This window comes from Martelella lutilitoris (assembly GCF_005924265.1).
GTDB classification, from domain to species: domain Bacteria; phylum Pseudomonadota; class Alphaproteobacteria; order Rhizobiales; family Rhizobiaceae; genus Martelella; species Martelella lutilitoris.
In genome coordinates this window covers 204312-227889 of sequence record NZ_VCLB01000002.1, presented here as the reverse complement: position 1 = coordinate 227889, position 23578 = coordinate 204312, and the positions used below count along the sequence as shown (strand labels likewise).

General features: G+C 62.0%; 22 protein-coding genes. 7 read left to right on the top strand and 15 right to left on the bottom strand.

Annotated elements, in window-relative coordinates; genetic code table 11:
* Position 1 precedes the first annotated feature (1 nt).
* Both gltX and FF124_RS03870 read right to left on the bottom strand, forming a co-directional pair.
* On the bottom strand, positions 2-1468 hold the full coding sequence (gene gltX / locus FF124_RS03875) for a glutamate--tRNA ligase (RefSeq protein WP_138747173.1): 1467 nt from the start codon (positions 1466-1468) through the stop codon (positions 2-4).
* Positions 1469-1631: 163 nt separating this feature from the next.
* Positions 1632-2417, bottom strand: a complete 786-nt coding sequence (locus FF124_RS03870; protein ID WP_138747172.1) for a TerC family protein — start codon at positions 2415-2417, stop codon at positions 1632-1634.
* Between the two features lie 242 nt (positions 2418-2659).
* On the opposite strand from FF124_RS03870, the gene FF124_RS03865 reads away from it, so the two are divergent.
* Positions 2660-3790: an HlyD family secretion protein gene (locus FF124_RS03865; protein WP_138747171.1), complete on the top strand. Its 1131-nt coding sequence runs from the start codon at positions 2660-2662 to the stop codon at positions 3788-3790.
* A gap of 34 nt (positions 3791-3824) precedes the next feature.
* Positions 3825-5429: a DHA2 family efflux MFS transporter permease subunit gene (locus tag FF124_RS03860; RefSeq protein WP_138747170.1), complete on the top strand. Its 1605-nt coding sequence runs from the start codon at positions 3825-3827 to the stop codon at positions 5427-5429.
* Between the two features lie 16 nt (positions 5430-5445).
* Here the strand turns inward: FF124_RS03860 and FF124_RS03855 are convergent, their stop codons facing one another.
* The 4 genes from FF124_RS03855 to FF124_RS03840 all read right to left on the bottom strand — a co-directional run bounded on the left by FF124_RS03855 (position 5446) and on the right by FF124_RS03840 (position 9428).
* Positions 5446-6069 (bottom strand): TetR/AcrR family transcriptional regulator, encoded by a 624-nt coding sequence (locus FF124_RS03855; RefSeq protein ID WP_187326800.1) that lies wholly within the window; start codon positions 6067-6069, stop codon positions 5446-5448.
* Positions 6070-6259: 190 nt separating this feature from the next.
* Positions 6260-7249: an Hsp33 family molecular chaperone gene (locus FF124_RS03850; protein ID WP_138747168.1), complete on the bottom strand. Its 990-nt coding sequence runs from the start codon at positions 7247-7249 to the stop codon at positions 6260-6262.
* Between the two features lie 46 nt (positions 7250-7295).
* Positions 7296-8216 carry an ornithine carbamoyltransferase gene (gene argF, locus FF124_RS03845; RefSeq protein WP_138747167.1) on the bottom strand — a complete coding sequence of 307 codons (921 nt, stop codon included), beginning with the start codon at positions 8214-8216 and terminating at the stop codon, positions 7296-7298.
* 21 nt (positions 8217-8237) lie between these two features.
* Complete coding sequence (locus FF124_RS03840; RefSeq protein WP_138747166.1) at positions 8238-9428, bottom strand: aspartate aminotransferase family protein; 1191 nt, start codon at positions 9426-9428, stop codon at positions 8238-8240.
* 383 nt (positions 9429-9811) lie between these two features.
* Here FF124_RS03840 and FF124_RS03835 point away from each other — a divergent pair, with 383 nt between their 5' ends.
* Positions 9812-10372: a GcrA family cell cycle regulator gene (locus tag FF124_RS03835; RefSeq protein WP_138747165.1), complete on the top strand. Its 561-nt coding sequence runs from the start codon at positions 9812-9814 to the stop codon at positions 10370-10372.
* Positions 10373-10450: 78 nt separating this feature from the next.
* Here the strand turns inward: FF124_RS03835 and FF124_RS03830 are convergent, their stop codons facing one another.
* Both FF124_RS03830 and odc2 read right to left on the bottom strand, forming a co-directional pair.
* Positions 10451-11050, bottom strand: coding sequence for a GNAT family N-acetyltransferase (locus FF124_RS03830; RefSeq protein ID WP_138747164.1), 600 nt, complete (start codon positions 11048-11050; stop codon positions 10451-10453).
* A 125-nt stretch (positions 11051-11175) separates the two neighbouring features.
* Positions 11176-12309 (bottom strand): ornithine/lysine decarboxylase, encoded by a 1134-nt coding sequence (gene odc2, locus FF124_RS03825; RefSeq protein WP_138747163.1) that lies wholly within the window; start codon positions 12307-12309, stop codon positions 11176-11178.
* Positions 12310-12838: 529 nt separating this feature from the next.
* Between odc2 and FF124_RS03820 the strand changes: the two genes are divergently transcribed.
* From FF124_RS03820 to FF124_RS03810, 3 genes are all read left to right on the top strand, one after another.
* A complete protein-coding gene (locus tag FF124_RS03820; RefSeq protein WP_138747162.1) occupies positions 12839-13750 on the top strand; it encodes a LysR family transcriptional regulator in 912 nt (303 codons plus the stop codon).
* Positions 13751-13826: 76 nt separating this feature from the next.
* Positions 13827-14468: a DUF1007 family protein gene (locus FF124_RS03815; protein WP_425462502.1), complete on the top strand. Its 642-nt coding sequence runs from the start codon at positions 13827-13829 to the stop codon at positions 14466-14468.
* Complete coding sequence (locus tag FF124_RS03810; protein WP_138747161.1) at positions 14459-15532, top strand: nickel/cobalt transporter; 1074 nt, start codon at positions 14459-14461, stop codon at positions 15530-15532. Before FF124_RS03815 ends, FF124_RS03810 begins: the two co-directional genes overlap by 10 nt.
* 6 nt (positions 15533-15538) lie before the next feature.
* On the opposite strand, the gene ubiV is transcribed toward FF124_RS03810, so the two are convergent.
* From ubiV to ubiT, 3 genes are read right to left on the bottom strand one after another with little or no spacing between them, the layout of a single operon-like run.
* Positions 15539-16450 carry a ubiquinone anaerobic biosynthesis protein UbiV gene (ubiV, locus tag FF124_RS03805; RefSeq protein WP_138747160.1) on the bottom strand — a complete coding sequence of 304 codons (912 nt, stop codon included), beginning with the start codon at positions 16448-16450 and terminating at the stop codon, positions 15539-15541.
* 12 nt (positions 16451-16462) lie between these two features.
* Positions 16463-17440, bottom strand: coding sequence for a ubiquinone anaerobic biosynthesis protein UbiU (ubiU, locus tag FF124_RS03800; protein WP_138747159.1), 978 nt, complete (start codon positions 17438-17440; stop codon positions 16463-16465).
* Positions 17431-17940 carry a ubiquinone anaerobic biosynthesis accessory factor UbiT gene (gene ubiT, locus FF124_RS03795; RefSeq protein ID WP_425462506.1) on the bottom strand — a complete coding sequence of 170 codons (510 nt, stop codon included), beginning with the start codon at positions 17938-17940 and terminating at the stop codon, positions 17431-17433. The genes ubiU and ubiT overlap by 10 nt, the downstream gene beginning before the upstream one ends.
* Before the next feature lie 106 nt (positions 17941-18046).
* Here ubiT and FF124_RS03790 point away from each other — a divergent pair, with 106 nt between their 5' ends.
* Entirely contained in the window at positions 18047-19540 is a 1494-nt protein-coding gene (locus FF124_RS03790) for a UbiD family decarboxylase (RefSeq protein WP_138747157.1), read from the top strand.
* Positions 19541-19558: 18 nt separating this feature from the next.
* On the opposite strand, the gene FF124_RS03785 is transcribed toward FF124_RS03790, so the two are convergent.
* The 4 genes from FF124_RS03785 to cysP form a co-directional block, all read right to left on the bottom strand.
* A complete protein-coding gene (locus FF124_RS03785) occupies positions 19559-20311 on the bottom strand; it encodes an ABC transporter ATP-binding protein (RefSeq protein WP_138747156.1) in 753 nt (250 codons plus the stop codon).
* A gap of 20 nt (positions 20312-20331) precedes the next feature.
* Positions 20332-21180: a sulfate ABC transporter permease subunit CysW gene (cysW, locus tag FF124_RS03780; RefSeq protein WP_138747155.1), complete on the bottom strand. Its 849-nt coding sequence runs from the start codon at positions 21178-21180 to the stop codon at positions 20332-20334.
* A 3-nt stretch (positions 21181-21183) separates the two neighbouring features.
* Positions 21184-22041 carry a sulfate ABC transporter permease subunit CysT gene (gene cysT / locus FF124_RS03775; RefSeq protein WP_210237429.1) on the bottom strand — a complete coding sequence of 286 codons (858 nt, stop codon included), beginning with the start codon at positions 22039-22041 and terminating at the stop codon, positions 21184-21186.
* Positions 22042-22375: 334 nt separating this feature from the next.
* The gene (gene cysP, locus FF124_RS03770; RefSeq protein ID WP_138747154.1) at positions 22376-23383 is read right to left on the bottom strand and encodes a thiosulfate ABC transporter substrate-binding protein CysP; all 1008 of its coding nucleotides are present in this window, start codon (positions 23381-23383) and stop codon (positions 22376-22378) included.
* Positions 23384-23578 lie beyond the last annotated feature (195 nt).

Sequence of the window (23578 nt, the reverse complement as noted above, 5' to 3'; positions counted from 1 at the left end):
CTTACTTGCCTGTCTCTTCTTCTACCATCTTTGCCACCACGGCCTCGGCATTCTTCAGGCGCTGGCGCACCACGGCACGGCCGAGAATTGCCATACTGTCGAACAGCGGCAGCGAACGCGACGAGCCGGACATGGCGACAAACAGCGGCGCGACGACGATGCGCAGCTTCTTGCCCATGTCATCCGCAAGCTGGCGCAGCGCTTCCTCGACGGTCGTTGCATTCCATTCGGCCAGCTTTTCCAATACGGGCTGAACGGCTCTCAGGATTTCCAGAATTTCTTCCGGATTGGTCTTCTTGATCTTCGAAAACGCTTCCGGCGCCGGCACCATGTCCGACTGCAGCAGGAAGCCCATCAGCGCCGGCAGTTCGCCGAGCTTGGTGATCCGGCTCTGGGAAAGCTTCAGCCCGTCCTTCAGCCTTGCATTCTCCGAAGCCCAGGCGGCGACACGGAGGATGAACTCTTCTTCCGACAGCGTTTCGCGCAGGAACCGGCCGTTCAGCCATTCAAGCTTCTGCGTGTCGAAGACGGCGCCGGACTTGTTGAGATTGTCCTGATCGAATTTCTCGATCAGTTCTTCCATCGTCATCAGCTCCTCGCCCTCGGCGATCTGGATGAAGAACAGGCCGAGGAAGTTCATCAGCGCTTCCGGCAGATAGCCAAGCGCCGAATAATAGGAGATCGAGGTCGGGTTCTTGCGCTTCGACAGTTTCGACTTGTCGGGATTGCGCATCAGCGGCAGATGGAAGAACTGCGGCGGCTCGAGGCCCAGATAGGTATAGAGCAGAATGTGCTTCGGCACCGAGGCCAACCATTCCTCGCCGCGCGCCACATGGGTGATTTTCATCAGATGGTCGTCGACGACATTGGCCATGTGATAGGTCGGCATGCCGTCGGCCTTCAAGAGAACCTGCATGTCGACCGCATCCCACGGGATTTCGACATCGCCGTAAACGCCGTCGGTGAACTTGCACGCGCCCTCTTCCGGGATCTTCATGCGCACGACATTGGGCTCGCCCGCTTCGATGCGGGATTTCACCTCTTCGGCCTTCAGATGCATGCAGAGCCCGTCATATTTCGGGGCGCGACCTTCGGCGCGCTGGCCGGCGCGCATGCGCTCCAGCCGTTCGGGCGTGCAGAAGCAGTGAAAGGCATGGCCCTCTTCCACCAGCCTGTCGACGAAGGGTTTGTAGATGTCCTTGCGGTCGGACTGACGATAGGGACCATAGTCGCCGCCGACATCGGGGCCCTCATCCCATTCAAGCCCGCACCATTTCAGCGCGTCGAGCACGTTCTTCTCATATTCGGGCGTCGAGCGCGAAGCGTCCGTGTCCTCGATACGCAGAATGAAGGTGCCGCCCATCTTCTTGGCGTAGAGATAGTTGAAAAGCGCCGTATAGGCTGTGCCGACATGCGGCTCGCCGGTCGGGGAAGGCGCAATGCGCAGGCGGGGGCCGGTTGTGCTCATCGTGTTCGTCCATGCTGCCGGCCGAAGACGGACACATCCGGCCGAAAGAGTTTTCCAGTGCTGAATAAGCGAAGCCGCAAGGCATGGATAGCCCGTCAGTCAGGGCGGCTCTTAACTGGCCTGCCTTAGGCCATATTCAACCCTTTCCGTCAAGCCGTCAGGCTCAATGGCCGGCCGATCCGCCTTCCGTGGCGGGCTTTTCGCCGCCAGCGGCGCGGTCGAGCCTGCGTTTGCGCCGCGCCAACATGTTGAGCCCTTCGACGAGACCGGAAAAGGCCATCGCCGCATAGACATAGCCCTTGGGCACATGGAAGCCGAGCCCGTCGGCAATCAGGGTCGTGCCGATCATCAGCAGGAAGGCAAGTGCCAGCATGACGATGGTGGGGTTGGCTTCGATGAAACGGGCAAGCGGGCCGGAGGCGACCAGCATCAGCGTCACCGCGACGACCACGGCAATCACCATGATCGGCAGGTGCTCTGTCATGCCGACGGCGGTGATGATGCTGTCGATCGAAAAGACCAGGTCGAGCAGCAGGATCTGGAAGATCGCCGCGGAAAAGCCGGTCTTAACCGCGCCACCGACCAGTTCGCCAGGCTCTTCCTCCGGATCAACATTGTGATGGATCTCCTTGGTCGCCTTCCACACCAGGAAGAGGCCGCCGGCAATCAGGATGATGTCCTTCCAGGAAAAGCCGTGGCCGAAGGCGGAGAAGAGAGGCGTCGTCAGCTGCACGATCCAAGCGACGGTCCCGAGCAGCACGAGGCGCATGATGAGAGCAAGGCCAAGACCGACGCGACGCGCCGTCTGACGGTTCTTCTCCGGCAGCTTGTTGGTGAGAATGGAGATGAACACCAGATTGTCGATGCCGAGCACGACCTCCATGATGATCAGGGTGACAAGCGCCGCCCAGGCTTCGGGCTGGGCCGTCAGGGCAATCAGATCGGTCAATGCGGTCTCCTCGGCCGGGCGGAAAATGGGGGTCGATGCGGTCGCTGATCTATAGCCGCAAATCGACGGCTGCACCATCAACGTCTTCGCCTGGACGAGGTTCCCATCAGGGCTCGCGGGTTGACAGCGCGCGAAGCGAGGCGCATTAGCAACGCAACAATCGAACTCATCAGTTCGAAATGAAAATTGCCAGTTCACTTGCCGGTCCGCCTCCCGGGACCGGCGCAGAAAGGCCTTTCAGGATGAGCAACGAACACGAGGGCAACCACGCCGCTGAGGCACAGGCTCCGGCGGAAAAGTCCGGCGGTGCGCGGAAAATCATCTTCGCCGTTCTCGGCCTCGCCATCATCGCCGGCGCCGGCTGGTTCGGCTATGAGTGGTGGACCGAGGGCCGCTTCATCGTTTCCACGGATGATGCCTATATCGAAGGCGATATCGCGACGATTTCGCCGAAGGTTTCCGGCTATGTCGAAAGCGTCGCTGTCACGAACAACCAGAAGGTCAACAAGGGGGACCTTCTGGTCAAGATCGATGACGGCGACTACCAGAACGCGCTCGCCCAGGCCGAAGCGCAGCTCAACGCGCAGAATGTGGCGCTGAAGGCGACCGAAGCGCAGATCGCCGGCGCCAAGGCCCAGCTCAATCAGGCGCAGGCCAATCGCGACGCGCTCGACCCGCAGATCGAGAATGCGAAGAGCGCGCTTCAGCGCGCCAACACCCTGAAGGAAAAGGGCGCTGCCACCGTCGCCGCCTTTGACGATGCCAAGGCGCAGGTCGACCAGCTGAAAGCGCAGGTCGAAGCAGCCAATGCCGCAATCGAGGTCGCGAAGTCGAACATCAATACGGCCAAGGCCCAGCTTGCGCAGCAACAGGCTGCGCTGAAGGAGCGCCAGCTTGCCGTCGACATGGCGAGGCGCAATCTCTCCTTCACCGAGATCAAGGCTCCGTTTGACGGCGTCTTCGGCAACCGCAATGTCCAGGTCGGGGACCTCGTTTCCTCCGGCGCCCGCCTCGGCGCACTGGTTCCGACGGAGGACCTTTATATCGTCGCCAATTTCAAGGAGACGGATCTCGACCGTCTGGGCATCGGCGAAGAGGTCCATGTCAGCGTCGACGCCTTCAAGGAGGATGACTTCACCGGCAAGGTCGTTTCCTTTTCGCCGGCCTCGGGCGCGGTCTTCGCGTTGCTCCCGCCGCAGAATGCGACCGGCAATTTCACCAAGGTCGTCCAGCGCATTCCGGTCCATATTTCCATTCCTGAGGACATGCTCGACCGGGGTTACCTGAAGGCCGGGCTTTCGGTGACGGCCGAAGCCGACAGCCGCACCGCGCCCGACGGCACGCTCGGCAAGGTCGTTGCCGGCAGCCGCTGAGAATGAGGCGCGGAACCCGCCGCCGAGGTGAAGCATGACTGAGACTGCCCAAAGCAGAGACCAAAGCGAAAACGCGTCTGCGGCCCCCGCAGGCGTGCCGTCTGACCATGTCAGCGCCCGCACATGGGCGGCCTTCGTCGTCATGGCCTTCGGCATGTTCATGGCGATCCTCGACATCCAGATCGTTGCCTCCGCGCTGACCGACATCCAGGCCGGCATTTCCGCAAGCGCGGACGAGATCGCCTGGGTGCAGACCTCCTATCTGATCGCCGAAGTGATCATGATCCCGCTGTCGGGCATTCTGGCGCGGATCTTTTCCACGCGCGTGGTGTTTTCCGTTTCCGCCGCAGCCTTTACCGCCTGCAGCGCGCTCTGCGCCACGGCCACCTCGATCGACCAGATGATCATCTACCGGGCGCTGCAGGGCTTCATGTCGGGCGGTCTGGTGCCGGCCGTCTTTGCCGTTGCCTTCACCGCCTTTCCGCCGTCCAAACGCTCGACCGTCATTCCCGTTGTCGGCCTGGTGGCAACGATGGCGCCGACCATCGGTCCGACGGTGGGCGGCTATCTCGTCGATGCCTTTTCCTGGCACTGGCTGTTCCTGATCAATGTCGTTCCCGGCATCCTGGTCACGATCGGCGCCTGGCTGCTGATCGATTTCGACAGGCCCGACTATTCGATCATGAAGCATTTCGACTGGATCGGCCTGGTCGCCATGGCGCTGTTTCTGGGGTCGCTGGAATATTTCCTCGAAGAGGGCAATATCGAGGGCTGGTTCCAGGCCGAGGTGATCCGCTATGCCTTCGTGGTGATGATCGTCGCCGGCGTCGCCTTCTTCTACCGATCCTTCACCAGCCGCTATCCGGTGGTCGAACTCAGGGCCTTCGGCAATTTCAACTTCGCCGTCGGCTCGATCTTTTCCTTTTCGCTCGGCATCGGGCTTTACGGCCTCGTCTACCTCTTCCCGCTCTACATGGCCCGCATTCGCGGCTATGACGCGCTGATGATCGGTGAGACGATGTTCGTCACCGGCGCCTTCATGATGGCGACCGCACCCGTCGCCGGCATCCTGCAGAACAAGCTCGATCCGCGGGTGATGATGGGCGCGGGGCTTGGCCTTTTCGCGCTCTGCACCTGGCAGATGACGCATATCACCGCCGAATGGGACTATTGGGAACTGTTCTGGCCGCAGGCCGGACGGGGCGTGGCGCTGATGATCTCGATGATCCCCGTTTCCAACATCGCGCTCGGCACATTGCCGCCCCAGGACGTCAAGAACGCCTCAGGCCTATTCAACCTGACGCGCAATCTCGGCGGCGCGGTCGGCCTTGCCATCATCAACACGCTTTTGAGCCGGCGCGACGATTTTCACTATGACCGCCTCGCGGCAAGCGTCGATGCGGCGAGTCGGACGACGCAGGAATGGGTGGGAACGCTTCAGGGGCTTTATTCCAGTCACGGCCTCGACGGCGAAAAGGCGGCGCTGCTGCAGCTTGGCCAAATGGTCTCGCAACAGGCATGGCTGCTCGCCTTTATCGACGTCTTCGTGCTGCTGACGGCGCTGTTTGCCTTCCTCACCCTCTGCAGCTTCCTCGTGCGCAAGCCGATGGATGGCGCAGGCGGCGGGGCGGGTCACTGACGATCTGTGCCGGAATTCAGGTCCGGGCGGAATAGCGGCTGAGGAACAGGGTGACGGCATTCTCCGCCATCTCCGAGATCTCCGCCTCGCTGGGCGGGGCATCCATCAGGCCAAACAGGCGCTGTTTCCAGAGATGCCCGGTGGAAAGCTCGAGAAGCTGGACGGCGGCAAGGCGCGGGTTCTCGGCCTGAAGCTCGCCGGTCTCGATACGCGCAGCAACGAAGTTGCTTACCGTATCGACCAGGTTTTCGGGATGGCCGCCGAAAAAGGAACGTACGAGCTCGGGGAAACGCTCGGCAACGCCGATGGCGATCCGCATCGCCTTCACCGTCTCCTCGCAAGTCATGCCAGTGGCGAGGCGCGCGGAGAAGCGCTTGAGAATATCCTCGGCCGGACCTTCCGCATTCAACGTCGCTCTCAGATCCTCGAAAATGAGCTGCTTGGCCTCGAGGATGATCGTCTGGAACAATTCGCCCTTGTTTTCGAAATAGACGTAGATCGTGCCCTTGGAGACGCCGGCGGCGCGGGTGATGTCGTTCATGCTGGCGGCATCGAAACCGACATTCATGAAGACTTCCCGCGCCCCTTCCACGATCTGCCGGCGCTTGACCGGATCTTCGCCCGCCGCATGCCGGCCCATGCGCTTTAGTGCGCACCGTGTCGGCTCATCGCGGCGACAGAACCTGCTTTTCGATTTCCCGAAACCCATTTTGTCTCACTCGCCGGCGCATGTCCCGACATCAGAAATGCGCCGTCAGCCTTTCGCGTTTTTCCTAGGGATACGCTGAGGCCCGGCGCATTTCAATGATTTAGTGAACTGATCGGTTCGATCAGTCTTCCCTGACTTCATCCGGCGTATAGACATACGGCGTCGAGCAGAACTCGCAGGTCACCGTTATCTTTCCGTCCTCGACGCTGTCATCGACCTCTTCGGCGGTGAAGCCCTTGAGAACGCCGAGAATGCGCTCGCGTGAGCAACTGCAGCGGTCGTAGACGCCCTGGGCGGGATAGACCGTCACGCCGCGTTCGTGGAACAGGCGGTAGAGCAGGCGCTCGGCGCCGACTTCCGGATCGGTCATCTCGTCGAGATCGATGGTCTCGACCAGCGCCTGGGCTTCCGTCCACGCGTCATCGGGGGAATGGGAGAGCGTGCCGTCATCGCCGTCGCCGCCATGGAGATCAGGCTGACGCATGCGGCCCGCCTCCTCCGGCAGGAACTGGGCGACAAGGCCGCCAGCGCGCCAGCGCTCGCGCGGCTGGCCGTTGTCGTCACGGTCAAGCAGCTTGGCAACGCCGAGCCGGACGGCGGTCGGGATTTGCTCCGACTGACGGAAATAGCCCATGGCGATTTGCTCCAGAGAGCTACCGTCAAGCTCGACGATCCCCTGATAGGGCTGCATGAAACTGCCCTGGTCGATGGTAAAGGCAAGCACGCCGCGACCGAGAAGGTCCTCCGGCGCGGCCTTGCCCGCATCAACCGCCGTCTTAAGCGCTTCTTCGCTGAAGCGGGCATAGCCGCGCAGCGCATCCGGCGTCGAGAAGTCGGCGACCAGAAGATCGACGGGTCCGTCGCTCTTGGTCTGCACGGTGAACTTTCCTTCGAATTTCAGCGACGTGCCGATCAGCGCCGTCAGCACCACGATCTCGGCGAGAAGCCGGGCGACGGGCTCGGGGTAGTCATGGCGCGACAGGATGGCGTCCAGCAGCGGCCCGAGCTGGACCGTGCGGCCGCGCACATCGAGCGCATCCACCTGGAAGGGCACAACCATGTCGTCTCCGGCGAAACCGAGTTCGCCGAGTTGCTGTTCCAAATCCTGCATAATTTCGTCTCCTTCGCCCCTTTCGAGGGCAAGGCCGGTCTCGTCGTCAGTCGATGGCGCCGAGACACCAGGCCATTACGGATTTCTGGGCGTGAAGCCGGTTCTCGGCCTCATCGAACACGACCGATTGCGGTCCGTCCATCACCTCGTCTGTCACTTCCTCGCCGCGATGGGCCGGCAGGCAGTGCATGAAGATCGCATTGTCGGCAGCCCGCGCCATCAGTTCGGCATTGACCTGATAGGGCTGGAACACATTGTGTCCGCGCGCCTTGTGTTCCTGGTTCATCGAGACCCAGGTATCGGTCACCACGCAGTCAACGCCCTCAACCGCTGACTTGGCATCCTCGAAGAAGGTCACTTCGGCGCCTTCCTTGCGGGCCCAGTCGACAAAGCGGCTGTCGGGTTCGGATCCCGGCGGCACGGCGATGTTGACGCGGTACCTGAACCGCGCCGCACCCTCGAGGAAGGAGTGCAGCACATTGTTGCCGTCGCCGGTCCAGGCGATCGTCTTGCCGGCCACCGGCCCCAGATGTTCCTCAAAGGTCTGCAGATCGGCCATGATCTGGCAGGGATGGGTGGCATCGGTCAACCCGTTGATCACCGGCACGGTGGCATATTCGGCAAGCTCCAGAAGTCGCGAATGATCGGTGGTGCGGATCATGATCGCATCGACATAGCGCGACAGAACGCGAGCCGTGTCGCCGATCGTCTCGGCGCGGCCGAGCTGCATGTCTTTGCCCGAAAGCACCAGCGTATCGCCGCCGAGCTGACGCATGCCGATGTCGAAGGAGACGCGGGTGCGCGTCGACGGCTTCTCGAAGATCATCGCCAGCACCTTGCCGGCAAGCGGTTTGTCGGCGGAGCCCGCCTTCTGGGCAGCCTTCCGGGTCGCCGCGTCATCCAGAATGTCCCGCAATGCGGTTGCCGAAACGGCGGAGAGATCGAGAAAATGTCTCGGAGAGGGCATGGAACTACTCTTTCTAGTGCTTCAGGCGGAGCGGGCGGACGAGAGCGTCGCTGCGGCGCGCGAAAGCCGCGCAAGCCCTTCCCGGACGTCCTCGTCACTGACAGTGAGCGGCGGCAACAGGCGCACGACATTGTCGCCGGCGGGCACCGACAACAATTTCTCGTCGCGCATCGCCGCCGCAAGCTCGCCGGCCGGCACCTTGGCCTTGACGCCGACCATCAGGCCTGCGCCGCGGATTTCCTCGATCACGTCGGGATAGCGGTCCTTCAGCTCGGCAAGCCCCTGGCGGAACAGAAGGCCCATCTCGCGGACATGAGCAAGAAAACCCTCTTCCAGCACCACGTCGAGAACGGCGTTGCCGACGGCCATGGCCAGCGGGTTGCCGCCGAATGTCGTGCCATGCACGCCCGGCGCCATGCCGGAGGCCGCCTCGTCGCTGGCAAGGCAGGCGCCAACCGGAAAGCCGCCGCCAATCCCCTTGGCGATCGCCATGATATCGGGCGCAACGCCGGTTTGCTGGTAGGCAAACAGCGTTCCCGTCCGCCCGACCCCGGTCTGCACCTCGTCGAAGATCAGCAGCAGGCCTTGCTCATCGCAGATCTCGCGCAAAGCCTTCAGGAAGGCCTTGTCGACGCTGCGCACGCCGCCCTCGCCCTGGATCGGCTCGATCATCAGCGCGGCCGTCGTCTCGCCGATCGTCTCCTTCAGCAGGTCGATATCGCCGGCAGGGATCTGGACGAAGCCCGGCGCCTTGGGGCCGAAGCCCTCCATGTATTTCGCCTGGCCGCCGGCCGCGATCGTGGCGAGGGTCCGTCCGTGGAACGCGCCCTCGAAGGTGATGATATCGATCCTTTCCGGATGACCCTTGGCGAAATGATAGCGCCGCGCGGTCTTGATCGCGGTCTCGAGCGCTTCCGCGCCGGAATTGTTGAAGAACACCTTGTCGGCAAAGGTCGCCGCCGTCAGGCGTTCGGCAAGCGTCTCCTGGCCCGCGACCTCGTAGAGGTTCGAGACATGCCAGAGTTTTTCCGCCTGATCCTTCAGGGCCTCGACCAGATGCGGGTGGGCGTGGCCGAGGGAGTTAACCGCGACGCCGGCGGCGAAATCGAGATATCGCTCGCCCTTGTCCGTCACAAGCCAGACGCCCTCGCCGCGCTCGAACCGGAGCGGTATTCTGGCGAAGGTGTTGAAAAGCGGCGATGATGCGGACATGGTGGTCAAGCTCCCGGCAAGGACAATATTGCCAGCCAGTTTCAGTCTGGGGCGGTTGCAGAAATTAAAAATGCCGCCTCAGGCGGCGGCTCGGCATATATTGTCATCTCCAACCCCAATGTCAACAAAGGCGGTGCGGCGCAACGCGATCGCACGCATGGCACATGATGAATGCGAAAAACACCAAGTTGGGGAAAACCACGAAAAAGGATTCCGGCGATTCGCTGTCGCCTTGCCACGATAGTGCCATGGGCCTAACTTAAACCCCAACAGAGAACTGCAGGCGGCGGATCTGATTACCCGGATTGGCGACACTTTCCTGTTTCGGAGGCATTCCGGAGCACGGTGATCGATTCCGCCCGCAAATAAGCCGGAGATAACACATGAGCTGGACAGACGAGCGTGTTGAAAAACTCAAACAACTCTGGTCCGAAGGGCTGAGCGCGAGTCAGATCGCCAATCAGCTCGGCGGCGTGAGCCGTAACGCCGTCATTGGCAAGGTGCACCGTCTGGCGCTGCCGGGCCGCGCCAAGAGCGGCGGCGCGACCCCGTCCGCCGCTACCCGTGCGACCGCCCGCAACACCGCGCCGCCGCGCGCGCCGAACTTCGCTTCGCGCGCCGCCGGCCGCAAGCCGTCGGATACGCCGGCATCGGCGCCAAGCGCGCCGCGTACCGCCGGCGCCACCGCGCTGAAACAGGAGATCGTCGCCGAGACGGAGGCCGCGCCCGAACAGAAGACCGCACCCGATAACAACGTCGTGCCGATCATGCGCAAGATTCCGCTGACCGACCTGACGGAGCGGACCTGCAAATGGCCGGTCGGCGACCCGACCCAGGAGGATTTCTACTTCTGCGGCTGTGAATCGCCGGAAAATTCGCCCTATTGCAAATACCACGCAAAGCTCGCCTACCAGCCCGCCAGCGATCGCCGCCGCGCTGGCTGATCCGGAGCTTCTGGTGCCGAAAAAAAGACCCTCGCAGCGTGGCCGCGAGGGTCTTTTCATATCCGGGATGAAGACGGATCAGGCAGCGCGCCGCAGCGGCTTGGCGCGGGCCGATGGCGCCTTGACGCCGGCGGCAACGAGAAGGCCGGCCGCGCCGGAAAGAGACCCCTCCCTCAGTTCCAGACCGAGGAAGCGGCGGCGCTCGAACGGTCCCGGCATGACGAGATGCTCCGCCTTCTCGGCGACAAAGCCGAAGCGCTGATAATATTCAGGGTCGCCAACCAGCAGGATCGCGCCGTGACCGCGGGCTTCGGCCGCAGCGATCGCCGCGCGCATCAAGGCCGAGCCGACGCCCTTGCCGTTGGCAGAAGGATCGACGGCGAGCGGGCCGAGCAGAAGCGCGGGCACGGCGCGACCGGCGGCATCCACGCCGGCATCGACATGCCAGAGCCGGACCGTGCCGATCAGCACGCCGTTGTCATCGCGTGCGACGAGCGCCAGGCCTTCGGCCGGCAGCCGGTTGCGGCGGAGCTTTTCCGACGATTTCTTCTTGCGCATCGGGCCCATGGCGCGATCGAGAAGGTTTTCCCGCGCGACGGCATCGAACGCGGCTTCCTCGCCGATGGTGAAGGCCGGAGCGTCCGCGAAAATCACATTGTCCTGAAAGAAAGGGGCCATCAGACCAATCCCCCGAAAAATCAGCCTCAAAAGACCGGCAGCGTCAGCCGCGCCGGCGTGCTACCGAGACTGCGGCCGCAGGGAGGGCCGCAGTCTCACTTCACACCCGTCATCCGAAGAGGTCTTCAGATGACGTAGGACTTGAGCGGTTCGAAGCCGTTGAAGGCGACGGAGGCATAGGTCGTCGTATAGGCGCCGGTGCCCTCGATCAGAACCTCGTCGCCGATCGTGAGCGTGATCGGCAACGGATACATGTTCTTCTCGTACATCACGTCGGCGCTGTCGCAGGTCGGACCGGCCAGGACGCAGGGTTCCATCTCGTCGCCGTCGCGGTCCGTGCGGATCGGGTAGCGGATGGCTTCGTCCATGGTTTCGGCGAGACCGCCGAACTTGCCGATGTCGAGGAACACCCAGCGATGCTTGTCATCGTCGGACTTCTTCGAGATCAGAACAACTTCCGACTTGATCACGCCGGCATTGCCGACCATGCCGCGGCCCGGCTCGATGATCGTCTTCGGCAACTGGTTGCCGAAGTGACGCGAAAGGGCTGCGAAGATCGCCTGGCCGTAGGCTTCCGCCGTCGGCACGTCGCGCAGATATTTGGTCGGGAAACCGCCGCCCATATTGACCATCTGCAGGTAGATGCCCTGCTTGGCAAGCTGGGCGAACACGCGCTTTGCATCTGCAAGCGCGGCATCCCAGGCTTCGAGCTTGGTCATCTGCGAGCCGACATGGAAGGAAACGCCGTAGCTTTCCAGACCCAGCTGATGGGCATAGACCAGCACGTCGACAGCCATCGGCGGAACGCAGCCGAACTTGCGCGACAGCGGCCATTCGGCGCCTTCGCCATCAGTCAGGACGCGGCAGAACACACGGGCGCCGGGGGCGGCACGGGCGATCTTCTCGACTTCCTCATGGCAATCGACGGCAAAGAGGTTGACGCCAAGCGCATGGGCGCGGGCGATATCGCGCTCTTTCTTGATGGTGTTGCCAAAGGAGATACGGTCGGCGCCGGCGCCGGCCTCCAGGACCATTTCGATTTCGGCCACGGAGGCGCAATCGAAATTGGATCCGAGGCTAGCGAGAAGCTCAAGGATTTGCGGCGCGGGATTGGCCTTCACCGCATAATAGATGGCGCTGTCGGGCAGCGCGCGGCGGAAGGCGGTATAGTTGTCGCGCACCACTTCGCGATCGACGACCAGGCAGGGGCCTTCGGGACGGCGGGTCTTGAAGAATTCGGCGATACGTTCGGTGGTCATGGTAACCCCCTTCTTTCGAAGCAATGACCCTGAAGCTAGGGTCGACAAAGGGCGTATCGATCCGCGCACGAACCCGGCCGGTGGAGACCCCGGGGACCGTTTGCGGCGACCGCTTAAGATTGAACAAGCCTGTTACAGCTCATCCGGCTTTGTCTGCCTTGGATTGGAGGGATATCCCAACCGCACTTCCGGCAATGATGGTATGTGCCTCTTTAGTACCCCGACTGTTGGAAAGTCGGGAGACACCAGAAAGGCCCGCACCGTCGTTGCTTCAAGATGTCCTCGCTTGACCGGTTGGCCGGAGAAGCGACTGGAGGGGTTAATTCCAGGTACCTTACCGAGTTCCTCACCATTCGAGAGATCGGCGGACACCCACAGGCACGCGCGACTTTGGGCAAGCGGAGAGATATTAAAATCGCTCTTGAAAATCAAGTGGGTGAACCCCAAAATCCTCTAATACAAGATCGCATTCGTGCTATCTGTTTGACAAAGCTCAAACAAATTTCCCTGCCAGCCAACAGGAGCGGCCATGGACACCCTGACGCGGATGCGCGCCTTTATCGATGTGGTCGAAGCCGAAGGGTTTTCCGCCGCCGCCCGCAAGACCGGACGCTCGAAGGCGCTGCTTTCCAAATATGTGCGCGAGCTTGAGGATGACCTCGGCGCCTTGCTGCTCAACCGCACCACGCGGCAGTTTTCGCTGACGGAGGCGGGCCATATCTATTTCCGCCGCGCCGCCGAGATCATCCAGGAGGTCGACAACCTCTCCGATGCCGTGCGCGCCAACAATACCGACCTGCGCGGCAGGCTGCGGATTTCGGTTCCGCGCACCTTTGTCGACGCGCCGGCGGGCCAGTCGCTGATCGATTTTGCCAAGGCGCATGCCGAACTGACGCTCGAGATCGTCGCCGAGGACCGTTTCGTCGATCTCGTCGAGGAGGGCTATGACGTCGCCGTCAGGATTACCCGGCTTGAGGATTCGACGATGATCGCCCGCAAGCTCGCCGATTCGATCAACCGGGTCTGCGCCTCGCCCGCCTATCTGGCAAATCTCGAAAGGCCGCTCAAAAAGCCCGCGGACCTTGCCCATCACCCGGTGATCGTCGACACCAATCCGAAATCCTTCAACACGATGCGTTTCGTGAACCCGGAAGACGGCACAACCTTTAGCGTGCCGATCCACGGACCGATCGAGGTCAATTCGCCGATGGTGACCATGCGCGGCGCGTTGTCCGGCCTTGGCATCGCGCTTCTGCCCGATTTCGTCGCCCGCCGGGCGATCGATTCCGGCGAACTTGTATCGCTGTTCGACGAATACCTGCCGCAGCACTCCGGCATTTATGCGGTATTTCCGCACCGGCGGTACCTGCCCGTCAAGGTCCGCTCCTTTGTCGATTTCCTGTCGAAGTGGTTCCGGGAAAACGACTGCGAAAAACAATGAGTCGGCACGTTTCTGACTCAATTCTGGTCCATGAGATCACAATCCGGCCAGATCGCCGCCATCGGGGGATGATGACTTGAAAATCAAAGCCGCGCTTTTTGGCCTGCTCTGCGCCGCCGGAGCTTCCGGACAGGCATTCGCGCATCCGCATGTCTTCGTCGACGCGCGCCTCGAGGTGGTCGCCGACGCGAATGGCAATGTGGCGGCATTGCAGAATGTCTGGCGGTTCGACGAGTTCTTTTCATCCTCCGTCATTCTCGACTACGACACCAACATGGACAATCAACTGACCGGCGACGAGCTGACCGAGATCGGCGAGACCGTGCGCCAGTCGCTCGCCGACTATAATTACTACACGCAGATCAGCGACAATGGCGAGGACGTGGCGCTTGCCATGCCGGATGTGATCCATGCCGACATGGTGGACGGGCAGTTGCTCCTGTTTTTCGCGGCAAAGCCGAAGAAGCCGCTGCCGCTGTCCGGCCACCTGACCTTCGGCGTCTACGATCCGACGATGTATACGGCGATCGATTTTCGCAACGACACCGACCTGGTGACCGAGGGCGCTGCCTTTGAGCAGTGCCAGACGAATGTCCTGCGGCCTGATGCAGACCAGATCCTGTCGGAAAACGCCGACAGCCTAACCGCCGCCTTTTTCAATGACCCGACCGATATGAGCAAACTTTTCGCCACCAAGCTGGATATCACATGCGACTAGCCCGCCCTCTTCTCGCCGTTGTCCTGATGGTCCTCGCCTTTGTCGCCGGCGCGAAATTCGCCGCCGCCCAGTCTCCGCTCGGCATCGGCGCGTCGGAGCCGTCCTTTTCCTCCTCCTTCGGCCCGTTCCAGGGGCTTCTGATCGCCATCAACCACTACCAGCAGCAATTCTACCGGGCGCTCACCGGCGCGCTGAAGGCCATGCAGGACGACCCGGTCAAGGTGCTGGGACTCGTCGGCCTCTCCTTCGCCTATGGCGTCTTTCACGCGGCCGGCCCGGGTCACGGCAAGGCGGTGATCTCGTCCTACATGATTGCCAACGAGACGGAGCTGAAACGCGGCATCCTGATCTCGCTTTTGTCGTCGCTGGCACAGGGACTGACGGCCGTGTTGCTGGTGGGCGCGGCCTATCTCGTCCTGCGCGGGACTGCCGTTTCCATGGGTGATGCGACGTTGCTCATGGAACGGGCGAGCTTTCTTCTGATCGCCGGATTCGGCGCATGGCTTGTCTTCGCCAAGTCGCGCCCGCTGTTCTCCGGACATGGCGGCCATGCAATGGCCCTTGCCGGAGCGGGCGGCGATCATCACGGACACAATCATGGGCACGGGCACGGGCACGCCGACCACCATCATCATGACGACCACCATCACGCAGCACATGATCACCATGACCATGTCCACGGCCCCGATTGCGGCTGCGGCCACGCCCACATGCCGGAACCGTCAATGCTTGGGGCCAAGGATTTTGACTGGAAGGGCGCAAGTGCCGCGATCCTTGCCATCGGCATGCGACCCTGCTCGGGCGCGCTGATCGTGCTGACCTTCGCTCTGCTGAATGGCCTGATCCTCGGCGGCATTGCCTCGGTCTTCGCCATGGCGATCGGCACGGCGATCACGGTGTCGGCGCTCGCCATCATCGCAGTATCCGCCAAGGGGCTCGCCGTCCGGCTCGCCGGCCCCGGCTCGGGACGTGCAACGGCCATCGGCCGCGTCATCGAGATCGGCGGCGCGCTGCTGGTGATGCTGATGGGGTTGACCCTTTTTGCCGCCTCGATGGCTGGCTAGTCCCGTTCACGCATCGGCGGAGTAGGCGACGAGGGCCGAACCTTCCTTGCCATAGAGAAAGCCGTTCGACAGAGGAACATCGGGATAGATCGCATTCAGCCGCGCCTTGCCAGTCTGCGCGTCGAGCCGACCTTCAAGCACATCGCGATAAACCTCTGCTACCGCCACCATGTCGCAATCCTGCGGCGACAGGCGGAAGCGATTGATGCCCGCGCGCCTCAATTCGTCCAGTTCGCCGATGAGCGACTGGCAGGTGTGCGACATGGTCTGAACCCCGTTGAGGCTCAGGAACGGCTGGCGATCAAGCGTGCGCACCTCAAGCCCGTCCGGCTCTTCACCGCAGACGAACAGGCAATTATCCTTGATCTTGCCCTTCGAGCGCGCATGGGCGCAGCGCGCCGAGATTGCCAGCGGCACCCGGCCAAAGGCAAAGACCTCAAGCTCGACGCCCGGTTCGTCTCCGGCAATTGCTGCAATCGAATCCATTGGCAGCTCGGGCGGAAGGCAGAGCGCGGTCGCGCCCCGCGTCTTCAAGAGCCTTGCTGTTGCTGCGTTATAGACATTGACGAGCGGGCCGACCGTATGCGGCCTGCTGTCGAGATACATGAAGGCGGAGAGATCGTTGACCTCGATCAGCCGGTCGTTTCCCTCGGCAATGGCCCGCAATGTCTTGGTCTCGCGCATCAGCGTGACCAGCGCATAGGTGGAAATCACCACTTCCTTGCCGGCGGCCTCCAGCCGTTCGATCACTTCATCCATATGCGGGTCGATGAAATGCTGCCGCTTGGAACAGACCGTCTCGCCGACAATGACGCGCGAAACCGGCGCTTCGTCGGCGATGCGGAAATAGAAGTCGCGCCATTTCGGTCCGTCCCAGAGATAATAGACCGGGCCGAGCGTGAGTTGCGTGCTGGTCATGCGATCTCCTCCTTATCGCCACTTCTTTTCATAGGCGCCAGACGTCGTTTTCTGGCCTTCAGACAGGCCGCGCAACCCGGCGAGCAGCGCCGCCCGGCGTTCCGGCTCGGCATCAAGCGCGGCCTTAAGCGTTGAGACGACCTCGGCCACATAAGCCTTGCCGCGCTGGCGACCCTCGATCTTGAGCGCAGAAACGCCCGCAGCGCGCAATGCGTCGATCTCGCTCATCACATCGAGCGAAACCGGGTCTTCGAAGGCATAGCCGCAGGCCTCGCCGATATCGAAGCGACCCTTGCAGAGCGTGGGATAACCGGCGGGCTCGCCCTGGCCAAAGCGATTGATCGTGTAGCCGCCAAGCTCGGAAACCATCTCATTGCCTTCGCGGCGGTAGCGCACATGGCTTGCAGGCGAACAGACGCCGTTCATGTTCGGCGACTTGCCGGTGGCGTAGGAAGACAGCGCGCAGCGCCCCTCGGCCATCACGCAAAGCCCGCCGAACACGAAGACCTCGATCTCGCATTTCACGGCCTTGGAAATCCTGGCGATGTCGGCAATCGTCAGCGTGCGCGGCAGGACGACGCGTTTAGCGCCGAAGGCATCGACCAGAAAGCTGATCGCATCCGCATTGGAGGCGGAGGCCTGAACCGAGACATGAAGACGCTGCTCCGGCAGGTTTTCCGCCACATAGGCCATAAGCCCCATATCGGCCAGGATCAGGGCGTCGGCGCCGAGCCTTGAAGCATCCCGTGCGCCTTCGTACCAAATCTCTTCCGCTCCGGCGCGCATGAAGGTGTTGAGCGCGACCAGCACCTTGGCGCCGTGCCGGTGGGCATAGGCGATCGCCTCGCCAAGCTCCTCACGTGAAAAATTCAGGCCCGGAAAATTGCGGGCATTGGTCTCATCGCGAAAGCCGCAATAGACGGCGTCCGCGCCGGCATCGACGGCGGCGCGAAAGGCGGAGGGGGTGCCGGCGGGGCAGATCAGCTCCATGAACGCGGCTCCTCGAACAGAACTTTGCCGCGAATACGCGCCGCCGTACGGGCAATGACCGGAGCGAAGGGACCCGCGAGCGTCGAAAGATCGCTCGGCAGGTCGATGTCGCAATCGTCAAGCGCGTTTCTCAGCGCCAGCATGGCTTCCATGTCGCCCGAGATCGCCAGATCGCGCGAGAAGAACAGCGCATCGCCGTCCAGCCGGCCTTCCATCAACGCCAGCAGCATGAAGAACGGCCCTTCGACGGACGCATCGGCACCATCTGGAGCATCGCCGCGCAGCACGGTTACCTCTTCGTCAGCCGGAGAAACGACAAAGACGAAAGGCAGGTCGATCGGGCGAAATGAGTAGCGTTTGGCCTTATGTTCGCCCAGCCGTTCAAACAGGCCGGGGTGGCGGCGGACCAGCCGCTGCAGCAGCATGTTGGCGGTGCGCTCGGCAATCGGAACCGGCACAAGATCAAAGGGTATCGCGAGTGCTGGCGGAAGTCTCATCAGTTCTGCCTTTTGTTAAGCCGTGATGGCTGCAAACTATCGGCAGTAGGAGCGCTCCGATTTGAGCTAGCGCAAAGACCCGAGCTTTTGCGAACGTCAATGAAACAACATGAAAAAAGACATGCCGCCGCACCGTTATGACGGGCTCCAGGACTTCCTTGAAACGCTCGAACGCCGTGGCCGGCTGAAGCGGATTTCAAGACCGGTCGCGCTGAAACACGAGATCACGGAGATCCACAGGCGGGTGCTCGCGAAGGGCGGCCCGGCGCTGATGTTTGAAAAGCCGGTAGATGATAGCGGAAGAATCAGCGCGATCCCGCTCGTCGCCAACCTCTTCGGAACGCGCGAGCGGATCGAATGGGGTTTCGGCCTGGCGGAAGGCGGAATCGGCGAACTGGCCACGCTCCTGAGCGAGCTGAAGTCCCCCCATCCTCCGGCAAGCCTGAAGGATGCAATGGGAAGCCTTCCGCTTCTGCGCTCGGCGCTTTCGCTTGGCGTGAAGGAAGAAAACCGCCCCCCCTGCCAGGAGATCGTCTGGCGCGGCGAGGATATCGATCTTGGCCGCCTGCCGATCCAGTGGTGCTGGCCGGGCGAGCCGGCCCCGCTTGTCACCTGGCCGCTGGTGATCACCCGTGATTGCGGGGGCTCCGGCCCCGCCAATGTCGGCGTCTACCGCATGCAGGTGCTCGGAAAGAACCGGCTGATCATGCGCTGGCTCGAGCAGCGCGGCGGCGCAAAACATTTCCGTTCGTGGAAAAAGGCTGGCAAGGACATGCCGGTGGCCATCGCCATCGGATCCGATCCGGCCACGATCCTGTCGGCCGTGATGCCGCTGCCGGAGGATATGAGCGAACTTGATTTCGCCGGCGTGCTCAGAGGCCGCAAGACGCGCATCGCCCCTGCCCTCACCCAGCCGCTTTCCGTGCCCGCCAATGCGGAAATCGTGCTGGAGGGCACGGTCTCAGTGACCGAGGAAGCCGATGAAGGCCCCTACGGCGACCACACAGGCTATTTCAACGCCGTCGAGCGCTTCCCGGTGGTCACGATCACGGCGATCACCATGCGCAGGAAACCGGTCTATCTGTCGACCTATACCGGACGCCCGCCGGACGAACCCTCCGTTTTGGGCGAGGCGATGACGGAGCTGTTCATTCCGCTGGTGAAACAGCAATTTCCCGAGATCACAGACATCTACCTGCCGCCGGAGGCCTGCTCCTACCGCGCCATCGTCGCTTCGATCGATAAGCGCTATCCCGGACAGGCGCGCCGGGTGATGATGGGGCTCTGGTCGATGCTGTCGCAGTTCAACATGACCAAGCTGATCATCATCGTCGATCCCGATATCGATGTCAGACGCTGGGACGATGTGATGTGGGCGCTTGCGACGCGTTTCGATGCCTCGCGCGACACGCTCATCCTTGAGCGCACGCCGGTCGACTATCTCGACTTTGCCTCGCCGAAACCTGGGCTCGGCGGCAAGCTCGGCCTTGACGCGACCAACAAGATCGGCCCGGAAACGGAACGCGAATGGGGCGCAGTGCTGGCGATGTCGGAACCGGTCAAGGACAGCGTCGACCGGATGTGGCATGAACTGGGGCTCTGAGAGGAGCCCGAAGGCCGGTCAGATGCCGGCGCCCTGGTTTTCGTAATTCGCCATGCCTTCCAGAAACTCCGAGACGAAGGGGCTTGCCGGCGAGCGCACAAGCTCCTCAGCCGTGCCAAACTGTTCGATTCGACCCTCCGACATGACGGCGATGCGGTCGGCGATCTCGAAGGCCTCTTCCTGGTCGTGGGTGACCAGAATGGCGGAAATGCCGACCCGTTTCTGCAGGTCGCGCAGCGCGGTGCGCAAGCCTTTCCGGATTTTCGTGTCGAGCGCGGAGAACGGCTCGTCCAGCAGCAGAAGGCGCGGTTCGATGGCGAGCGCACGGGCAAGGGCCACACGCTGGCGCTGACCGCCGGAAAGCTGCGAGGGATAGCGGTCCGCCAGATGGCCGATCTCGGCCATGTCGAGCAGGGTTTTCACCCGTTCGCCGATCTCGGAGCGCGATGGGCGACGCCCGCGCGGGCGCATCTTCAGCCCGAAGGCCGTGTTGTCGGCAACGCTCATATGCTCGAACAACGCGTAGCTCTGGAAAACCATGCCGAAGCGGCGCAGTCGCGCCTCCAGCCCGGTAATGTCCTCGCCCTCCATCAACAGCCTGCCGCTGTCGGCAAACTGCAAGCCGGCGATGATCCGCAAAAGCGTGGTCTTGCCGGAGCCGGACGGGCCCAGGAGCGCGACAAACTCGCCCGGCGCCACATCCAGATTGACGGCATCCAGCACCAGGTTGCTGCCATAGGATTTCGATACATTTTCGATCTCAAGACCCATGATCGGTCTCCCGGTTGAACTCAGTGCACATTCGGATGCCGCGCCTCGATTACCGATCGCAGGATCAGGGTGAGGACGGCGATCGCGGCAAGGATGGTGGCTGCGGCGAAGGCGCCGGTCACGTTGTAATCATCATAGAGAAGCTGGACCTGCAGCGGCAGCGTCATGGTTTCCCCGCGAATATTGCCGGAAACGACGCTGACGGCGCCGAATTCGCCGATGACGCGGGCATTGGCGAGGATCGCGCCATAGAGCAGTGCCCAGCGGATGTTCGGCAGCGTGACGTAAAAGAAAGTCTGCCAGCCATTGGCGCCGAGCGTCAGTGCGGCCTCTTCCTGATCGCGGCCGGCAATTTCCATCAGCGGGATCAGTTCGCGAGCGACGAAGGGGCAGGTCACGAACAGCGAGACCAGCACAATCCCCGTCAGGTTGAACATCAGCTGGATGTTCCACTGGTCGAGGAAGCCGCCGACAAGGCCGGTGGATCCATAGACGAGCAGGTAGCAGAGACCGGCAACGATCGGCGAGATCGAGAACGGCAGTTCGATAATGGTGACGAGCGCGCGGCGGCCCGGAAAACGGAACCGCGTGACCGCCCAGGCCGCGCAAATGCCAAACACGATGTTGACCGGCAGCGCGATCAGCGCCGTGATCACCGTCAGCGTGATCGCATGCAGCGTTTCCGGCTCGTTGATGCTTGCCACATAAGCGCCGATCCCTTCGGAAAAGGCACGCACGAAGATCGCAAGGCTCGGCATGCCCATCACCAGAGCTGCGAAGGCCACGGCAATGATAACGAGCACGAAACGCCGGGCACGTCGGCGGCGCATCAGGGCGCGTACTTGCGGGTGCATGGTCTCAGTCGCCATTGCTCAGCCTCCCCTCTTCAGGTGGCGTCCGGCGCGACCGGTCGCGATATTGGCCGCAATCAACACCACCAGCGCCAGCAACAGCAGCGTTCCGGCAATCGCGCTTGCGGCGGGAAAATCATATTCATCGAGGCGGATCATGATCAGCAACGAAGCGATCTCGGTCTTGTAGGGCATGTTGCCGGCAATGAAGATGACAGCGCCGAATTCGCCGAGCGAACGGGCGAAGGCAAGGGACGCGCCCATAATGAAGCTTGGCCAGAGCTGCGGAAAGATGATGTGGCGGAATACCTGGATATCGCTTGCGCCCAGCGTCTGCGCGGCCTCTTCGAGATCCGTTCGGAGGCTCTCCATCACCGGCTGCACGGTTCTGACCCCGAAGGGCACGGAGGTAAACGTCATGGCGATCGCGATCCCCCACCAGGTATAGGCGACCTTGATGTTCATCTCCGCCAGCAGCATACCCATCCAGCCATTGCGGTCGTAAAGGGCGACCAGCGCGATACCGGCAACGGCCGTCGGCAGTGCGAAGGGCAGGTCTATCAGGGCATCCAGGAGGCGCTTGCCGGGAAACTTGTAGCGCACGATCACCCAGGCGAGCAACAGACCGAAGCAGGCATTAAACACTGTCGCCATCAGCGCGGCCGAAATCGTCACCCGGAAGGCCGCGAGCGTGCGATCCGACGAGATGATGCGCCAGTAATCGCCAAACCCAAGCTGACCCAGTTGAAAGAACAAGGCGCTCAGCGGCAAGAGGATGATCAGGCAGGTAAACAGCAGCGTAACGCCAAGCGTCAGCCCGAAGCCGGGCATGACGCTGCGGTTCGCGCGTCTGTTCTCTGTCGGCATGATGAGAGTCATGATGGCCTTTGCAAGGTGATGCCGAGGGTTCTAGCAATGACTGTGTGACGGTGCGCGGGATTTGTTGACAGGTCAGGAGAAAGGCTTTGCGACAAAGACGGTAGAGCAGATCAGCCGCCATCCGACAATCAGCTTTTCGACAGATCCCGTACCTATCGACGTGTCTTGCTCGGGCTTGACCCGAGCATCCAGGCCGCTCGGAAAGCCTCGCCAGGACCCTCGGGTCAAGCCCGAGGGTGACGCGTTTCGGAAGCGGAGTGCGAAATGCCACTGAACCCGAGAAAAAAGCGCCGCCCTGCAAGTGTATCAGACGGCGCTCCTCACAAAGTTCGATTTACCGCGCTGCCTGGATCTGGTCCAGCACGCCACCGTCGCTGAAATGGGTTTCGTTGGCCGCTTCCCAGCCGCCGAACACCTCTTCGACCGTCACCAGCTTCACCTCCGGGAACTTGTCGGCATATTCGGCCTTCACTTCCGGATTGTGGACGCGGTTGTTGAACGAAGCGACAATCTCCTGACCTTCCTTGGTATAGAGGAATTCGAGATAGGCGGTGGAAACGTCCAGCGTGCCGCGCTCTTCGGCGACCTTCTCGACGACCGCGACCGGGAATTCGGCCAGCAGCGAGATCGACGGGACGACGCGCTGGTATTCATCTTCGCCGTACTGGGCCCGAATGTTTTCGACTTCGGCCTCGAAGGTGATCAGAACATCGCCGATGCCACGCTCGACGAAAGTCGTCGTCGCGCCGCGGCCGCCGGTATCGAAGACGGCGACATTGCCGAGAACCTTGCCGACAAATTCGCGCGCCTTGGCATCATCGCCGCCGAACTTCTCAAGTGCATAGGCATAGGCCGCCAGATAGGTGTAGCGGGCGTTGCCCGACGTCTTCGGGTTGGGGAAGACGAGCTGGACATCGTCACGGGCGAGATCGTCCCAGTCCTTGATATCCTTCGGATTGCCCTCGCGCACCAGGAAGGCCGGCAGCGAGTAATAGGGCGATGCATTGTTCGGCAGGGCCTGCTGCCAGTCCTCGGCGACAAAACCATTGTCGGCGAGGATCTGCACGTCGAGCACCTGGTTGAAGGTCACCAGATCGGCCTTCAGCCCCTGCAGAATGGCGCGCGCCTGTTTGGAGGAGCCGGCGTGGGACTGCTTGATGGTCACATCCTGTCCGCTCTCGTTTTTCCAGTACTCGGCGAAAGCCGGGTTGATCGTGGCGTAAAGCTCACGCGCGATATCATAGGACACGTTCAGGATTTCCACCTGTTCCTCGGCCTTTGCGGGCGCACCGGCGGTCAGGAGGAGAGCGGCGCCAAGCGCGGCGAAGAGTGTTTTTCTCATTGGGAAACCATTCTTTCGTGTTTCGAACTGTGGCGAAATCTAGAAAAGTTGATCACCCAATCCAAGAAAGCCATTCGCCTGAACACAACCTGGCTAGAAAATCATTTTCAATCTTTTGCCGATTTGCGCCTGTTATTTCCGCAGCGCACAAATCGGCCTCTGAGCATGGAGACAAAGGCGCCCTTTTGATCGCAG